Genomic DNA, 15984 nt, shown 5'->3' on the forward strand with positions numbered 1-15984 from the left:
CAACCAGGCTCCAAGCCAGCGCTGTAATGCCTGGTAACAAGGGTGTGTGAGTGTAAACTTTCAGAGGGCATAACTATGTCTAATAATTTGTCACAGGTGACGTCAGAGAAAGCTGCCGGTTCGATAGATGCGTATTTTAAAATTACCGAGCGTGGCAGCAGCGTAAGGCAGGAAGTGTTGGCAGGGCTGACCACCTTTCTGGCAATGGTCTATTCGGTTATCGTCGTTCCCGGCATGCTGGGCAAGGCCGGTTTCCCTCCCGCTGCGGTGTTTGTTGCCACCTGCCTGGTTGCGGGAGTGGGTTCGCTGGTTATGGGCCTATGGGCAAACCTGCCAATGGCGATTGGTTGTGCTATCTCTTTAACGGCGTTCACCGCTTTCAGTCTGGTGCTTGGCCAGCAGATCAGCATTCCGGTGGCATTAGGGGCTATCTTCCTGATGGGGTTGTTGTTTACTGCGATTTCAGTGACCGGCGTGCGTTCGTGGATCCTGCGTAACCTGCCAATGGGCATTGCTCATGGTACCGGGATTGGCATCGGGCTGTTTTTGCTGCTGATAGCCGCCAATGGCGTTGGCCTGGTGATCAAAAACCCGCTGGAAGGCTTGCCGGTGGCGTTAGGAGCGTTTGCGTCTTTCCCAGTAATGATGTCGTTGCTTGGGCTGGCGGTGATCCTTGGTTTGGAAAAACTGCGCGTACCCGGCGGGATTTTATTGGTCATTATCGGCATTTCCATCGTTGGCCTGATTTTTGACCCTAATGTAAAATATCAGGGGCTATTCGCGCTGCCGAGTCTCACCGGGGCGGATGGTCAATCGTTGATTTTCAGCCTGGACATTAAAGGTGCGCTCAATCCGCTGGTATTGCCAAGCGTGTTGGCACTGGTAATGACGGCGGTGTTTGATGCCACCGGCACCATTCGGGCGGTAGCCGGGCAGGCCAACCTGCTGGACAAGGATGGGCAGATCATCAACGGTGCCCGCGCTTTGACCACGGACTCCATGAGCAGCATGTTTTCCGCGCTAGTGGGCGCCTCGCCGGCTGCGGTCTATATTGAGTCTGCGGCGGGTACGGCGGCAGGGGGCAAAACTGGAGTGACCGCAGCAGTGGTCGGGATCCTGTTCCTGCTGATGCTGTTCCTGTCGCCGTTATCGTATCTGGTGCCGGGATATGCGACTGCCCCAGCGCTGATGTACGTCGGCCTGCTGATGTTGAGTAATGTCGGAAAACTGGATTTCGACGACTTTGTAGATGCGATGTCGGGTTTGATCTGCGCGGTATTTATCGTGCTGACTTGTAACATCGTCACCGGCATTATGCTGGGGTTCAGCACTCTGGTGATTGGCCGAGTCTGCTCAAATGAGTGGCGAAAGCTGAACATTGGTACGGTGCTTATCGCTATCGCGCTAGTGGCATTTTATGCCGGCGGTTGGGCAATCTGATGGTTAAGTCAGTGGATTGTCGCTGATACATACCTGGGTACCGGGGCAAGCCAGTCCCCTGTACCCAGTAGCGGCATAGTGGCGACCAGAGCTATTACTAATAATGTTTATGTGTAGCGTTATTGCCAGCAGCATACTGATTGTCCCAACCGATATCATATTTGTTGAGGCTGGTAATGATTTCTTAACCATTGCGCGGTCAACGAGTTATGGCATGAAAGCATTGCTTCGGGTGTGCCGCTAAAGAGAAGTTTTCCACCTTTTTTTCCTGCTAATGGTCCGATATCAATAATCCAGTCAGCCTGGGCTATCAGCTCCATATTGTGCTCGATAATAATGACTGAATTATCTTGCGCGACTAAGCGATTGAATAAAACGATCAGGGTTGCGACATCGCTAGGATGTAAACCGGTGGTAGGTTCATCAAAAATATAAATATCGCCTTGCCTGTTAAGGCTTGAAGCCAGCTTAAGGCGTTGGCTTTCACCGCCTGAGAGATGGTCCAGCGACTCTCCCAGTCTTAAATAGCCTAACCCAACCTGTTTCAGGTGGCTAAAAATATGCAGCAATGGCTGTTCATCATTGAAGAAGGTGATGGCTTCATCCACCGACATGCTTAACACTTTTGCTATATTTTTACCTTGCCACAGATATTGCAGAGCGTTAGCGTTGTACCGTTGCCCTTGGCATGATTCGCAAGGAAGATTGACGGTATCCATGAAGGCCAGGTCGGTCTGGATAATGCCAAGCCCTTTACATTCAGGGCAAGCTCCCTGCGCATTAGCACTAAACCATGACGCGCTGGTATGATTCTTGGCTGCAAATAACGCCCGGATAGTATCGAAGGCCCCGCTCCATGAGGCAACATGGGAGCGCTTGGAGGTATGTACCGGTTTTTGGTCAATAACTATCGCATTTGGACAACATATTGCTAAGACTCCGGTCACCAGAGAGCTTTTCCCTGAACCGGCAACACCAGTGACCGCGACAATAACGTTCAAAGGAATATCGACGGACAAATTCTGTAAGTTATGCAATGTTGCGTTTTTGATCGCAATTTTTCCTTTGGGCGGCCTGGGATGCATATTGATGATTGCCGGACGAGAGAAGTATTTCGCTGTTAAAGTATTCGCCTTGCGCAAACCAGCCAGATCGCCCTGGAAGACGATATTACCCCCTTGCGAACCAGCCCCAGGCCCCATGTCAACAATGTGATCCGCTATCGCAATCATATCGGGATCGTGCTCTACCATCAGAATGGTATTTCCTTTATCACGCAGTTGCTTGATTAATGTGTTTAACTTGGCAATATCCGCAGGATGAAGCCCGGTACTGGGTTCATCAATAATGTAGGAAATCCCTGTCAGGCTACTGCCAAGATGCCTGACCATTTTTAATCTCTGTGATTCTCCACCAGATAGGGTTGGGGTGGAACGGTTCAAATCGAGATAACCTAAACCGACAGCGCACATTGCCTCGAGCCTTTCATCCAAAGCCACAAGGAGTGGCTTTACCGCAGGGAAAGAGAGCCGATTAATAAATTTTTTCAGCTCAGTGACAGGCATTACAGCGCACTCTCCAATATTTTTATTTTCTATTCTGCAGGAGAGGATTTTCTGGTTTAGCCGCACGCCATGGCAGCTAGGGCATACTTGCAGCGAGACGATTTTTTGAAACTCGTCATTTTTGGCTTCTTTATTTTCTTTTCTCAGATAGCTACGTGTAAAACGCGGAATTACTCCTTCAAATTTCGCACTTTTCGGCCACCCAGGCCGAGGTGTCTTTGGCGTAATATTATCGCCGTAGAGCAACAGTTCTTTTTCCTCGTCTGAATAGTCTGCAATTTTTTTATCGGGATCGAATAAACCAGAATACGTATAGCGCTTCCAGCGCCAGGTGCCGGGAGCAAAGGAGGAATAATCAATTGCCCCATCATTCAGAGATCGGGTTTCATCTAACAATTTATTGATATCCAGTGTGCTGGTCACACCGAGGCCATCACAATCTGGGCACATTCCCGATGGGTGGTTAAATGAAAAGATATTAGAATAACCAACAAAAGGTGTGCCCACGCGTGAGAAAAGTAGCCGGAGCAATGTATAAATATCTGATGCAGTGCCGACCGTTGAGCGCGCATTCCCGCCGATACGTTTTTGGTCAATGATAATCGCCACTGAGAGATTATGTATTTCATCGACATCGGGTTGCCCATAGTGAGGCAAGCGATGGCGGATGAAGGGGGGGAATGTATCATTTAGCTGTCGTTGAGATTCAGCCGCAATAGTTCCAAATACCAGTGAGCTTTTCCCGGAGCCAGAAACGCCGGTAAATACCGTAATTTTATTTTTTGGTATTAATAGGCTGATATTTTTTAGATTGCTCTGTCTCGCCCCACAGATTCGCATGGCTTCACACGTTCTAATATTCATTAGCGTTTTCCTTTTAGCCCTGCTCGAACGCAGTAACAGTAAACTCAAAATAGCGCATCCAACCAAGGCTAACGCCGTCGATAGAGTGATAGTCGTGCACCAAATTGCGGGGAGCCTAAGATAAAGTCCTTGCCCGACGGTGGGGTTGACCGTATCGATGTTTTCGAACGGTTGATGGGATAGGTATGGCTTTCTGATTTTAGCCCCAAAATAGTTGTTGATTTCGGTGGGGGGCGCTCAGCGATGATAGACCGAAAAGAAGTCATTTAGCCAGTGCTTATCGGGTGCAAGAGAGTGGGGAGGGAGCCTGTTGAGTCCGGTTGAGCTCAACAGACTGATTTGCCGCTTCCTGTGGTAGCGGGATGAGGTATCCACCTAAACCGAAACATGGAGTAAAAACACGGCCATCCCATCAGGCGGTGAATTATTTCTCCCCCTCATCCAGTAATTGTGCCTTTTGTACCGCCCGCACGATCGACGTATAACCGGTACAACGGCACAGATTGCCGGACAACCCCCGGCGGATCTCCTGCTCGGTGAGGCGTTTGCCGCGAAAGCGTTCCACCATCGAGGTACTGGTCATCACCAGGCCCGGTGTACAGAAACCACATTGCACGGCGCCCATAGCAACGTAGGCCTGTTGCACGGCGGAAAGCTGCCCGTTCTTCACTTCGCCTTCCGTGGTACGGATCGCTTTACCATCGGCCCAAATGGCCAGATAAATACAGGTATCGGTGGCGATATCATCGATCAACACGGTACAGGCACCGCACTCCCCGACGCTACACCCCTGTTTGACGCTGTTAAACCCTTGCTGACGCAGGAGCTCCATCAGCGACATGCGGGGATCTACCCTAAACTGATACGCCCGGCCATTGATGGTGCAGTTGATCATCATGATAACTCTCCTCCGGCGCGTTGGGCCGCTTGGATTAGTACGCGTTCCGCCAGCGTACGGATAATCTGCAAACGAAACTCTTTGCTGGCACGCCAGGAAGAGCGTGGCAAAACGTCTTGCATCACCGCCTCCTGCACCGCCTTGAGGGTTTGCGCAGTAAAAGGGCGGCCACGGGCGGCGGCTTCGGCGTGGGGCGCACGGATCGGCGTTGGCGCAGCCACGCCAAAAGCAATTTTCACCGAGCTGAAGCGTCCACCTTCGATCTTGCAGGCGGCGGCACAACCGATGGTGGCGATGTCCATCGCGTCGCGCATGGCATATTTGTAATAGCTGGCACCATAGCCCTGATAGTGTTGGGGCCGGAACAGAAACGCGACTGCCAGCTCATTTTGCCCCAGTGCGACTTTACCGGGGCCGGTATGAAACCCGTGTATTGGCGTGTGGCGCGGCCCTTCAACGGTGGCAATTTCCAGCTCGGCTTCCATAACCACGCAAGGAGAGGCAGAATCGGCGCTGGTAGCCCCATTGCAGATATTGCCACCGAGCGTAGCCATGTTACGTACCTGAGGCCCAGCGATAGTGGCGGCAGCCTCTGCCAGTACCGGAAGGTGGCGCTGTATCAGCGGGGAGTCGATAATCTGGCTGAATGTGGTGCCACTGCCGATCCGCAACGTGCCATCGGGCAGTAAACTGATGCCGCTCAGTGCGGGCAGATCGTGAATATCCACTAAATGACGGTACTTGCTGTTCATATGATGAAGCTGGATCAATACATCGGTACCACCAGCAATCAACCTGGCCTGAGGATCGGCGGTTAATTGCAGCACGGCATCTTCTATACTGGTTGCCCGATAATATTGCGCGATATCGTACATAGGTTCTCCTGTTACTCGACCAAACCCGCCAGTGCAAAGTGCTGGTAAAGTGTTTTCGGTGTCAGCGGTAATTCATCGATTTTCACGCCGGTTGCCATCCAGATAGCGTTACGGATTGCCGGAGCGGGAGAAATCAGCGGTGGTTCACCCAAGGCCTTATGCCCATAGGCCGATTGTGGTTCATAGGTTTCGATAAACGCGCAGTCCAGATCGGGCAGATCGAGAATGGTGGGGAATTTATAATCCAGCAGATTATTGTTGCGCACGATGCCGCTTTTCTCGTCGATAATCATCTCTTCGAACAGTGTCCAGCCGATGCCCATCCCCATGCCGCCGTGCACTTGCCCCTCGGCTAACTGCGGGTTAAGGATCTGCCCGGAGTCATGCAGATTGATAATCTTGTTGATGGTGACTTTGCATAGCGGGATATCGACGGTGAGATCGACAAAGGTGCAGCCAAATGCTGGCGGATTGCTGCGGGTTTTGCACGAGACTTCGGCGATGATCTGCCCGCCGACTTCCTGATGGTAATGGGCGCTCATGGAGACCTCTTTCACCGATAACAGCACTTTCTCTGGCCGGTGTTTGAGCACCACATTGCCATCAACAACCTCTAGCGCCCACTCCGCTTGCCCACACATAAAGGCGGCATGCTTGATGATTTTTTCCCGCAGTTCGGTGGCTGCCTGGTAAATCGCTGGGGCAGTAACATAGCTTTGCCGTGAGGCAAAGGCACCGGGATCGTAAGCGGTGATGTCGGTATCCTGCGTCGAAATGACATAAATCGAGGAGAAGGGAACGCCCACGGTTTGCGCGGCCATTTGGGCGAATACGGTATCTGAGCCTTGGCCAATTTCCGTGGCACCCACTTGCAGGTGGATGGTACCGTCCTGATTGAGCAGCAGCCGGGCACTGGCGATTTCCACCCCGACCGGATAAGTGTTGGAGGCATAGCTGAGGCAAGCCACGCCAACGCCACGGCGGATTGGGCCACTCTGATTCAGGCAAGCGGCACGCCGGTTATCCCAGTCAAACAGCTCCCGGCCTTTCAGCAGGCATTCCAGGATCCCGGCACTCTTGATTTCCTTGTGATTTAGCGGATTGATATCCCCCTGTCGGGCGACGTTTTTGATCCGCAGTTCGAGAGGGTCCATCCCCAACTGGGCGGCAGCCTCGTCTATCATGCATTCCAGGGCAAACGTCACCTGTGGGGCACCATAGCCGCGCATGGCACCGGCGTTAGGCAGATTGGAGTAGTAAGTCGCGGCTTGGTAACCAAAGGCGACGCGTGGGTATAAATAGGCGATCTTGTTGCCGCCTGCGGAGGCGATGGAATGGCCGTGGGAGGCATAAGCGCCGGTGTTGGAAAGGACATCCAGGCTACAGGCCTGCAGGGTGCCATCACGGGTTAACGCAATTTGACCGGTTACGGCAAAAGAGTGCCGGGTTCGCGTCGCCAGAAAACACTCTTCACGGCTCAGTTCAACCTTGACTGGCACACCGCCCAGTTTCCAGGTCAGAAATGCGCACATTGGCTCTTCGAGTACATCCTGTTTATTGCCGAATCCACCGCCAATGTAGGGTTTGATCACCCGGATTGAGGACCACGGGCGGTCTAGCGCCTGCGCCACCACCCGACGCACAATGTGTGGGATCTGGGTGCTGGAGACAATCACTATCCGCTCCATCTGATCCATATACGCATAGGAGATCACGCCTTCCAGATGGCAGTGTTGCACGACTTGCGTTTGGTATTGGCCTTCAATCCGAATATCGGCCTCTGCCAGCACGGCATCAGGATCGCCCCCCTTTAATGTGTGCTGCTTGAGCAGATTGCTTTCACCACCGTGCAGCAGTGGGGCACCTGTAGCTAATGCCGTTGCCGCAGTGGTCATTACCGGCAACTCCTGATATTCCACTTCAACCAGCATGGCGGCTTTTTCTGCCGTCAGCAGATCGCAGGCCACGACGATGGCCACACCATCACCGTGGTGCCGGACATGGCCGGTCAACAGTTGTTTATCCGCCACGTCGAGCTTATTGGCATCCAGCGACCAGGCATGGCCTGCAGTGGGGAAACCGTGCTGTGGAACATCCTGATAGGTAAAGATGGCTTCCACCCCCGGCAGTTGCAGGGCTTTCTCAGTATCTATACGTGTGACCAGGCCATGGGCTATGGGGCTGCGGACATACTTGGCATAACGCATTCCTGGCATGCTCAAATCGTCGGTATACCGGGCCCGACCAGTGACTTTTGCTTCGGCATCTACGCGTTTAAGCGACGCTCCTAAAGGCATAGTGGCCTCCTTGGTGAGAGAATAAAGTCGCGACCTGAAAGATCTGCAACTTATACGCCACAGTAGGTTGATAAACCGGGAGAATGTGCATTTCGTGAGAGAAATCCTATTTGTATTAACAGCGGTTGATTTTTCCGTGATCAAAGTAATGTTGGGGGGGCGGGGCAAGCGGTGGCAGAGGATACCTGTGGGGATAAATTTATCATTCTGATAGAGGCGATTATCAGGTTGATAGCCCAAATGCCCCCCACACTGAAACCAGTTTAGGGGGCCAAGAGGGGATTTATGGTGTCGCTCTCGGGCGGCTGCCTTTCATGGGAATGAAAGAGATCACTAACGCACCCAGCACCAGAAAACCGGCGACCAGATAGATACCGGCATTAAAACTCCCGGTGACATCTTTGAGCCAGCCCATCAACAGTGGGCCTAGTGCCGCACCGCTCATGCCTGTGGCGTTGATCACCGCGATACCGATAGCCCGGGCACGGAAGCTGATGGATTGATCTGGCGTGGTCCAGAAGATTGCCATGGCGGCAAATGCCCCCGTGGACGCCATAATAATTCCCAGCAACTGCAACATGCTGTGGGTGCTAAGCGCCGTGAACATCCATCCAGCCGCAGCAAACAGATAGGGGAGCAGGGTATGAACCTTGCGCTCTTGCTTGCGGTCTGAACGCTTACTCCACCAGATCATACCGATAATGGTACAAACCTGCGGGACCGCGCTGAGAAAACCGATGGTGATATTGCTACTGCTTTGGTTAAAACTCTGCAAAATCAGTGGCGTCCACACGCTCAGGGCACTCAGGGTGTTGGTAAGGCAGAAGTAAGCCAGGGTGTATAACAAAATCACCGGGGTAAACAACTCACGCCACATGCTGCCGTGCTGCAGTGCGGTATAGCTGGTGCTGCCCTGGGGTTGTACCAGGCTCAACTTGTCTGCTTCCATCATCTCCTGCAGGCAGGCTTTGTCGTCATCGGTTAACCATTTGGCCTTGGCCGGGCTGTCATCCAGATAGAACCACACGACGGCTCCCAACAGCACCGAGGGGAATCCCTCCAGCAGGAACAACCACTGCCAGCCGCGAAGATCCAGCAGACCATCCATACTCAGAATGTAACCGGAAGCCAGCGATCCCAGCGCCATGGTCACCGGCATGGCAATCATAAACAGCGCGTTGGCTCTGGCACGATAATAGGCGGGGAACCAGTAGGTTAAATACAGCAGTAATCCGGGTAAAAAACCGGCCTCTGCAATACCCACCAGCATTCTCAATACATACAGGCTGTTAGGACCAGTAGCAAACATGGTCGCGGTAGAAGCCACGCCCCATATCACCATGATGATGGCTATCCAGCGCCTTGCGCCGACGATGCCCAGCATGATGTTACTGGGGATGCCGCAAATCACATACATCACGTAAAACAGGGTAGTAGCCAGGCCGAACATGGTACTGGTCAGGCCCAGATCTTTGCCCATGGTCAGACCGGCAAAACCAATGTTGATGCGATCCAGATAAGAGAACACAAACAGAATAAATAAAAACACCAGCAGCCGACGAAATAGCTTGTTGATGACGGCCTGTTGGCGGGCATTGAGCTTGGCGCTGTCCGCCGCTGAACAACCTGGTGGGTCATGCTGTATTGGTTCAGCAATAGGGCTACCGTTCATGATGACTCCGCATAAAACGTTTATAGGTATTGGGGAACCAGGGCAGGCACGTGAGTTAATGCTCTAATATCATGATAATAAAAACAAAAGTAGCCGTTATTGTAAGTGCTTGCCGCCGGTTATCGGTGGATCGCTCTGCCAGGATCGGCGCTGGAGCTTGGCTCACTTATAGGAAGGAATGGTTTCGGCAAGCAACAAGTTTTTCAGAAATGATACAGAAGTGTTAACTATGTTGCATTTTTGTATCAATTTTGTGCGATGTTCGGCCACCGTAAGTGAGTCATCGAGGGAAGCGTCACACATCGGTTCAGTGTAGTGCTATAGGGGCTTAACATAAGCAGTTATAATCGTTGCGCAACCACTTCCCTCAGTAAGGAAAATGATGAGCAAAACGCCTGATAGTCAGCCGCATGAGGATCCCGTTTTTCACCGGGAAGAATTCCCTTTCTACTGGATCGTCAATGTCTATGCGCGTTATACCCAAATCATGGAAGTCACACTCAAGAAGGTTCAACTGGATGTTTCCGGTTTTCGAGTACTTGCGATCACCCACCAGTATCGCAAGGCCAGCATCTCGCAGATTTCTGAATATGCGATGGCAAAAATGCCCACGGTCACCAAAATCGTCGGGCGTCTGCGCGACGATGGGTTGGTTACCACACTCAGTAGTGAACGGGATGCTCGCGTTACCGAGGTGACACTCACCCCAGCCGGCAAGGCTAAAGTGGAAGAGGCGCTCCGTCTGACACAGAAGGTGTTTGAAAAGGCATTCAAGGGCATGACGGCGGCGCAGATAGAGAAAATGAATCTGTCCCTGGGCCGCGTGTTGGGTAATCTCAATGAGCTGTGATCGCGGCTAGAGAGCGTGATGGCAAAATTGTGATCTACGTAGAGATACGGCTATTAAGTTACTGTAAATACAACACTTGGCAAAGGACCATCAGGGTTTTCTCTGGTGGTCTTTTTTTGTCAAAAAATAACCATTTCTTTAGCTTATTCATAGCGATAAGTCATTAACCACATTAACATTAATGTTAATAACTTGTAATTTTTATGTGAAATATTACTTGAATATTCATCTAAATCAGCCATGATGACTCTACCGTCAATTAGAACAAAAAATATACTCACCCTGGTTGCTGGAAAATCGCTACCTAAGGTGTGGTGCAGGCAACATTCTTCCTGCATCAGGCCCAAAGGGTTTAAGAACACGTTGTCATTAGCCTCATATTACTGTTTTTTAAATAGATACATTGTTTGTCATTAAGGTAAAAATAATGAACCACTTCTGTGAGAGCAATGCCTACATTAAGAAATTTACCCTAGGGCAAGGCGACCTGCGCTTTGCGGTGAAAGATACGCTCGACGTTGCAGGCCATGCCACGCAAGCGGGGTGCCGGGCTCTGGCGTCAGCTCCTCTGGCTCAACGCCATGCACAGATTGTGGCTACCCTGTTAAATCAGCACTGCGTTCTGACGGGCAAGACCACGCTGCATGAGCTGGCGTTTGGCGTCACCGGAATTAATCCCTGGAGCGGGACACCGCTAAACCCTCAGTATCCGCAGTTGATCCCTGGGGGTTCTTCCAGCGGATCGGCGGCGGTAGTCGCGGCAGGTGAGGTGGATTTTGCCATCGGCACCGATACCGGCGGTTCTGTTCGTATGCCAGCAGCCTGCTGCGGTATTTTGGGTTTGAAGCCGACTTACGGCCTGCTTAGCCGCCAAGGTGTCATGCCGCCGTTCAGTTCTCTGGACTGTGTAGGGTTGTTTGCCCGTGAGGCTAATGTGTTGCGTGAAGTTCTCGATCGTTTAGCCATCCCAACGGGTGAGGCATTGCACTCATTACCTGCGATTGGGCTGATTAGCGCCGCCGCGCCGCGTATTGATGCGTTAATTCATCAGAGGTTAATTCAAGCTGAAGCCAGGTTACATACCGTTTTGCTGCCAGAGATGGAACAGGCCTACCTTGCCGGGATCACCATTATCAACCATGAAAACTGGCAAGCATTTCATTCACTGCTTGAGCTGGGGGGGGTCTCCAGTGACGTTGCCAGCCGTATTCGCGCGGGTGGATCGGTAAGTTCCATCGAGTTGTCCAAGGCCGAACAGGTGCGCCGCAGTTTTAGCGATCGCCTGGATACTCTGCTGACCAGCATGCCGTTGTTGGCGTTGGCTACCTTGCCTGAGCTGCCGCCGTTGTTATCAGAAGCCAGCGACCCGTTGAAGGTGGTAAGCATGACGCGGCTAGTACGCCCGTTCAACCTGAGCGGACATCCGGCGATCTCTATCCCGCTTGGTGAGATTGACGGCCGCCCGGTTGCGCTGCAATTGGTCGCCAGCAAAGGCCGCGACGCGATGCTGGTGGAGGCGGCGGGATACCTGCTTGCCAGGCTGCATCGCTGACGCTGTAGTCTAGACCTGATCCACCCTCAATCTAGCAACAAACTCAGTAAGCACGGCTCACTGTGGCGGCACTCTGCTGCCCGCGAACCGCAAAATAACTCGGGAGGAAGCCATGTCAGCCTTACACATCCGTGAAGATATCGCCCCACTGTTAGGGGACATTACGGCCCGCAGTAGCGATTTTGAGCAGCAACGTCATATCCCTGAAGACATCGTTCAGCGCTTTAAACAGATTGGCGTTTACCGCGCGCTGGTGCCTAAGGCTTTCGGTGGTGACGAATGTTCTCCGGCCCAGTTTTGCGAACTGATCGAACAGATCTCGACCGCCGATGGTTCCGCAGGCTGGGTAGCCAGCTTTGGCATGAACCCGTTCTATCTCGGGGCATTACCACTGGATACCTTGAAACTCCTTTATCGCGATGGCCCGGATGTGGTGTTTGCCGGGGGGATTTTTCCTCCTCAACGAGCGTCACAGGTAGAGGGTGGCTACCGGGTCACTGGCCGCTGGAGTTTTGCAAGTGGTTGCCTAGGGGCTTCGGTGTTTGGTGTGGGGATCATGCCTGAAGGGGGGCAGCCGCTGCCACGCATAGCCGTGTTACCGCCGAGCAGTGTCCAGATCGATCCCATCTGGAATACCGTGGGGTTGGCGGGGACAGGGAGCCACGATCTGGTGATCAACGATGCGTTTGTCCCGCAGGAGTGGACCTTTATCCGCGGCGCACCCCTTAACCTGGAAGGGCCGCTGTATCGCTACCCGACATTGTCACTGGCGACGCAGGTGCTCTCGGTGGTAGCGCTAGGCGTTGCACGGGCCGCGCTGAATGAAATTTACGCTATTGCCCATAAGCAACAATCTGTAACCGGTGCGCCGCGCCTGGCAGAGCGGCAGCAGGCTCAGATGCAGATTGCCCGTAGCGAGGCTGAGCTGCGCTCGGCTCGCGCCTGGTTCTATGAGGCGATTGATGAAGTCTGGCAAACACTGCTGGCGGGGGACGACGCTTCTTGCCAGCAGGTCAACGCGCTGCGTTTGTCCTCCACGCACGCTACCCGGGTGGCAGCGGAGGCGACGCGCCAGGCGTTGGCACTCAATGGGATGGGCGGGATTGTGTTGACCAGCCCTTTGCAGCGCTATGTGCGCGACACCATGGTGATTACCCAGCACGCTTTTATGGGCGACCTCACTTATATCAATGCCGGCACGGTGTTTTTTGGCGGTAAACCGCTGCCGGGTTACTTGTGATTTTTACTGAAAAGGAACTATCGATGAGCCAAGTAAACACTTTGCGGGTGCTGTTTTGCATCGGCGTAAACCAGAACTTTTTTGATGCCACAGGTCCGGAGGCTAAGCAGGTATGGCAAGCCTTTGGCGTGATGATGAAGGGAATGGCGGAAACGCCGGGTATCCGGGTAATCGGCAATATGGACGACGACCAGATTATGGTCGGGCCTTCACCGGGCTGGCCTTGGACCACCTACGTATTGGCTGATGCCGACACCCTCGAATGCGTCAGCGCGGTATGCAACCTGTTCCGCACCACCCCGGTGGGGGATGGAACCTACAACTTGTGGAAGTACTGCAAGATCGAGGCTCGCATTGGCCGTGAGCTGATTATCCAGCACTGATGGAGGTGGCAATGAACTTACAGGATGCTCAGCGGCTACAGCAGTTGGAAGATCAACAAGCGGTGCGGGTATGCATCAGTGATTACATGCGCCTGTGTGACGATCTCAACAGCCCGGCCACTGCGCAGGCCATCGGTGAGTTGTTTACTGAGCAGGCGTGCTGGCAAGGCATTGGCGATCCTTATGCCGCCGTGCTTGGCGTTCATCGGGGGCGCTCGGCCATTGTCACGATGATGCAGCACTATGTGCGTCAGCCCGCGCACTTTGCCATGAATGCACACTTCCTGTGTTCTGAAGCAATCGCTCATGAACAACCAGGGCGGCTGCGTGGCCGTTGGCTGATGCTGCAAACCTCAGCGTTCAGTGCCGGGGGCGCTCACCTGAATGCGGCGGAGATTATTGCCTGGTTTGTGCGCGAAGGCTCTGCGATGCAGATAGCGCATTTTACTACCCGCAACCTGTTCAGCCGCCCGGTGGACCACTGGAACAGCACAGCGAAATTGCCTGTACCTGAAAGAAAGCCGCTATTAGAACCCGTGCAGGAGAATAACCATGAATTGTAATAACGCTATCCAGGTTAAAAATCTGGCAGCCACACCCCATACCGCGCCGGACAACGTAGAGATTGGCGCATTGGTGAAGGCTGACCGGGTTCATACCTCGCTGTATACCTCGGCTGAACTGTTTGAATTGGAACTGGACCGGATCTTCAGCAAAACCTGGGTGTGGGTAGCTCACGTCAGTGAAGTACCGGACACGGGTAGCTTTAAAACCACGGAAATCGCTACTCAGCCGGTGATTGTGGTGCGCGATCGCAAGGGGGAAATCCACACTTTGCTCAACCGCTGTCGCCACCGGGCTGCAACGGTTTGCGAGCATCGCAGTGGCAAAACCAACAGCTTTGTTTGCCCGTATCACGGTTGGGGATATGCCCTGGACGGGAGCTTGCGTGGTGTGCCACACCCTGAAAGCTATGCCGACCAGTTGGAAAAAGGGGAGCTGGGGTTGGTGCAGTTGCGTACCGAGCAATACGGCGGAATGGTCTTTGCCACCTTCAATCAGCAGATTGAACCATTAGACGCCTACCTGGGGGCGGCCAAAAAGTGGATCGATCTGTTTATGAAGCAGGGCGCAGGTTACCCGGTAAAAACCGGTCCTGCACACCGTTTTCGTTTCCCCGGTAACTGGAAAATCCAACTGGAAAATACCACCGATGGCTACCATTTTCCGGTGGTACATCGTTCGTTCTTGAGCTCGGTGAATAAACAGACCGAAGAGATGCTCAACTTTGTCGGCGGTAGCGGCTATGTCGAAGATCTGGGTAATGGTCACAGCGTGATGGTGATGATCCCTGAACTGGTAGACCTTGAAGCCGATCTTGAGGCACCGATCCCCGACCGCTTTGTCGAACTGGCACAGGCATTGCGCCAGGATCACGACGAACAGCAGGTACGGCGCATCGTACGTGCCGTAGGGGGAACCGGGTTCAACCTGAATATCTTCCCGAATATTGCCTGTTCGATGGCATTTTTCCGCGTGCTGCAGCCGTTGTCTGTCAATGAGACAGAAATCCATCACGCGGTGATCACCATGGATGGTGGACCGGAAATTGCCAACCAGGCCCGTTTACGTATGCATGAACACTTTCAGGGGCCGATGGGGTTTGGCACACCGGATGACTCAGAGGCCTGGGAACGTGTACAGCGGGGTGCTACAGCGGGTGAAAACCTGTGGATCATGCTCAATCGTGGTCTGGCCGGTGAAAAAACCACCACCGACGGTGTGCTCAGTGATGTCAGCGCCGAAACCGGCATGCGTGCCGCTTACCAGATGTGGAAAAAACTGATGACGGAGAACTCCGATGGAAACCGCTAATGCCGTGCTGTTTGATGCAATCGCTCTGATTAATCTGGAAGGCGATCTGCTTGACCAGGGCGAGTTCGCTGCCTGGCTGGATCTTTGGCAGCCTGAAGGGCTGTATGTCATCCCGATAGACCCACAGGAAACCGATTTTAAAAACAGCCTTAACTATGCCTATGACGATCACGCTATGCGGGCCAAGCGGGTGCATCGGCTCAATAGCGGTGAATCGATCTCTACCACGCCACGTGCCCGCACGTTGCGCACGCTTTCTCGTTTTCGTCTGCTGGAGGCCGATGAGCAAGTGGTTGTGGTGCGCTGCGCCCAGTCGTTATGGGAACACCGTAAAGGTAGTAGCCGTAACTATGCTGCCGATATTACTTATCAGTTGGGGCGGCAAGGGGAAACGTGGCAGATACGGCAAAAGGTGATCCGCCTGATTAACAGTGATGACGCGCTGCATACTATTGGCTACATCCTGTAAGGAG

Annotated in this window: 13 protein-coding genes; 8 read left to right on the plus strand and 5 right to left on the minus strand. The window is 53.1% G+C overall.

What is annotated here, in order from left to right:
- The first annotated feature begins 75 nt into the window (after positions 1 to 75).
- Positions 76 to 1440 carry an NCS2 family permease gene (locus SAQUA_RS09575; protein WP_380672948.1) on the plus strand — a complete coding sequence of 455 codons (1365 nt, stop codon included), beginning with the start codon at positions 76 to 78 and terminating at the stop codon, positions 1438 to 1440.
- Between the two features lie 155 nt (positions 1441 to 1595).
- Here SAQUA_RS09575 and SAQUA_RS09580 read toward each other — a convergent pair whose 3' ends face one another.
- The 5 genes from SAQUA_RS09580 to hpaX form a co-directional block, all read right to left on the minus strand.
- On the minus strand, positions 1596 to 3869 hold the full coding sequence (locus SAQUA_RS09580) for an ATP-binding cassette domain-containing protein (RefSeq protein ID WP_380672950.1): 2274 nt from the start codon (positions 3867 to 3869) through the stop codon (positions 1596 to 1598).
- A 424-nt stretch (positions 3870 to 4293) separates the two neighbouring features.
- Positions 4294 to 4767, minus strand: a complete 474-nt coding sequence (gene xdhC, locus SAQUA_RS09585; RefSeq protein WP_380672952.1) for a xanthine dehydrogenase iron sulfur-binding subunit XdhC — start codon at positions 4765 to 4767, stop codon at positions 4294 to 4296.
- A complete protein-coding gene (gene xdhB / locus SAQUA_RS09590; protein WP_380672954.1) occupies positions 4764 to 5642 on the minus strand; it encodes a xanthine dehydrogenase FAD-binding subunit XdhB in 879 nt (292 codons plus the stop codon). The genes xdhC and xdhB overlap by 4 nt, the downstream gene beginning before the upstream one ends.
- Positions 5643 to 5653: 11 nt before the next feature.
- Entirely contained in the window at positions 5654 to 7939 is a 2286-nt protein-coding gene (gene xdhA, locus SAQUA_RS09595) for a xanthine dehydrogenase molybdenum-binding subunit XdhA (protein ID WP_380672956.1), read from the minus strand.
- 283 nt (positions 7940 to 8222) lie between these two features.
- On the minus strand, positions 8223 to 9611 hold the full coding sequence (hpaX, locus tag SAQUA_RS09600; protein WP_380672958.1) for a 4-hydroxyphenylacetate permease: 1389 nt from the start codon (positions 9609 to 9611) through the stop codon (positions 8223 to 8225).
- A 382-nt stretch (positions 9612 to 9993) separates the two neighbouring features.
- Between hpaX and SAQUA_RS09605 the strand changes: the two genes are divergently transcribed.
- The 7 genes from SAQUA_RS09605 (at position 9994) to SAQUA_RS09635 (ending at position 15980) form a co-directional block, all read left to right on the plus strand.
- Positions 9994 to 10461 carry a MarR family winged helix-turn-helix transcriptional regulator gene (locus tag SAQUA_RS09605; protein WP_380673626.1) on the plus strand — a complete coding sequence of 156 codons (468 nt, stop codon included), beginning with the start codon at positions 9994 to 9996 and terminating at the stop codon, positions 10459 to 10461.
- Between the two features lie 427 nt (positions 10462 to 10888).
- The gene (locus SAQUA_RS09610) at positions 10889 to 12013 is read left to right on the plus strand and encodes an amidase (protein ID WP_380672960.1); all 1125 of its coding nucleotides are present in this window, start codon (positions 10889 to 10891) and stop codon (positions 12011 to 12013) included.
- A 112-nt stretch (positions 12014 to 12125) separates the two neighbouring features.
- A complete protein-coding gene (locus SAQUA_RS09615; RefSeq protein ID WP_380672962.1) occupies positions 12126 to 13253 on the plus strand; it encodes an acyl-CoA dehydrogenase family protein in 1128 nt (375 codons plus the stop codon).
- A gap of 23 nt (positions 13254 to 13276) precedes the next feature.
- Positions 13277 to 13636 carry an IacB protein gene (locus SAQUA_RS09620; protein ID WP_380672964.1) on the plus strand — a complete coding sequence of 120 codons (360 nt, stop codon included), beginning with the start codon at positions 13277 to 13279 and terminating at the stop codon, positions 13634 to 13636.
- 11 nt (positions 13637 to 13647) lie between these two features.
- On the plus strand, positions 13648 to 14199 hold the full coding sequence (locus tag SAQUA_RS09625; RefSeq protein ID WP_380672966.1) for a nuclear transport factor 2 family protein: 552 nt from the start codon (positions 13648 to 13650) through the stop codon (positions 14197 to 14199).
- The gene (locus SAQUA_RS09630; protein WP_380672968.1) at positions 14189 to 15511 is read left to right on the plus strand and encodes a Rieske 2Fe-2S domain-containing protein; all 1323 of its coding nucleotides are present in this window, start codon (positions 14189 to 14191) and stop codon (positions 15509 to 15511) included. The genes SAQUA_RS09625 and SAQUA_RS09630 overlap by 11 nt, the downstream gene beginning before the upstream one ends.
- The gene (locus SAQUA_RS09635) at positions 15498 to 15980 is read left to right on the plus strand and encodes an aromatic-ring-hydroxylating dioxygenase subunit beta (RefSeq protein ID WP_380672970.1); all 483 of its coding nucleotides are present in this window, start codon (positions 15498 to 15500) and stop codon (positions 15978 to 15980) included. The genes SAQUA_RS09630 and SAQUA_RS09635 overlap by 14 nt, the downstream gene beginning before the upstream one ends.
- The last annotated feature ends 4 nt before the right edge of the window (positions 15981 to 15984 follow it).

This window comes from Serratia aquatilis, from assembly GCF_044865145.1.
Lineage (GTDB): Bacteria > Pseudomonadota > Gammaproteobacteria > Enterobacterales > Enterobacteriaceae > Chania > Chania aquatilis.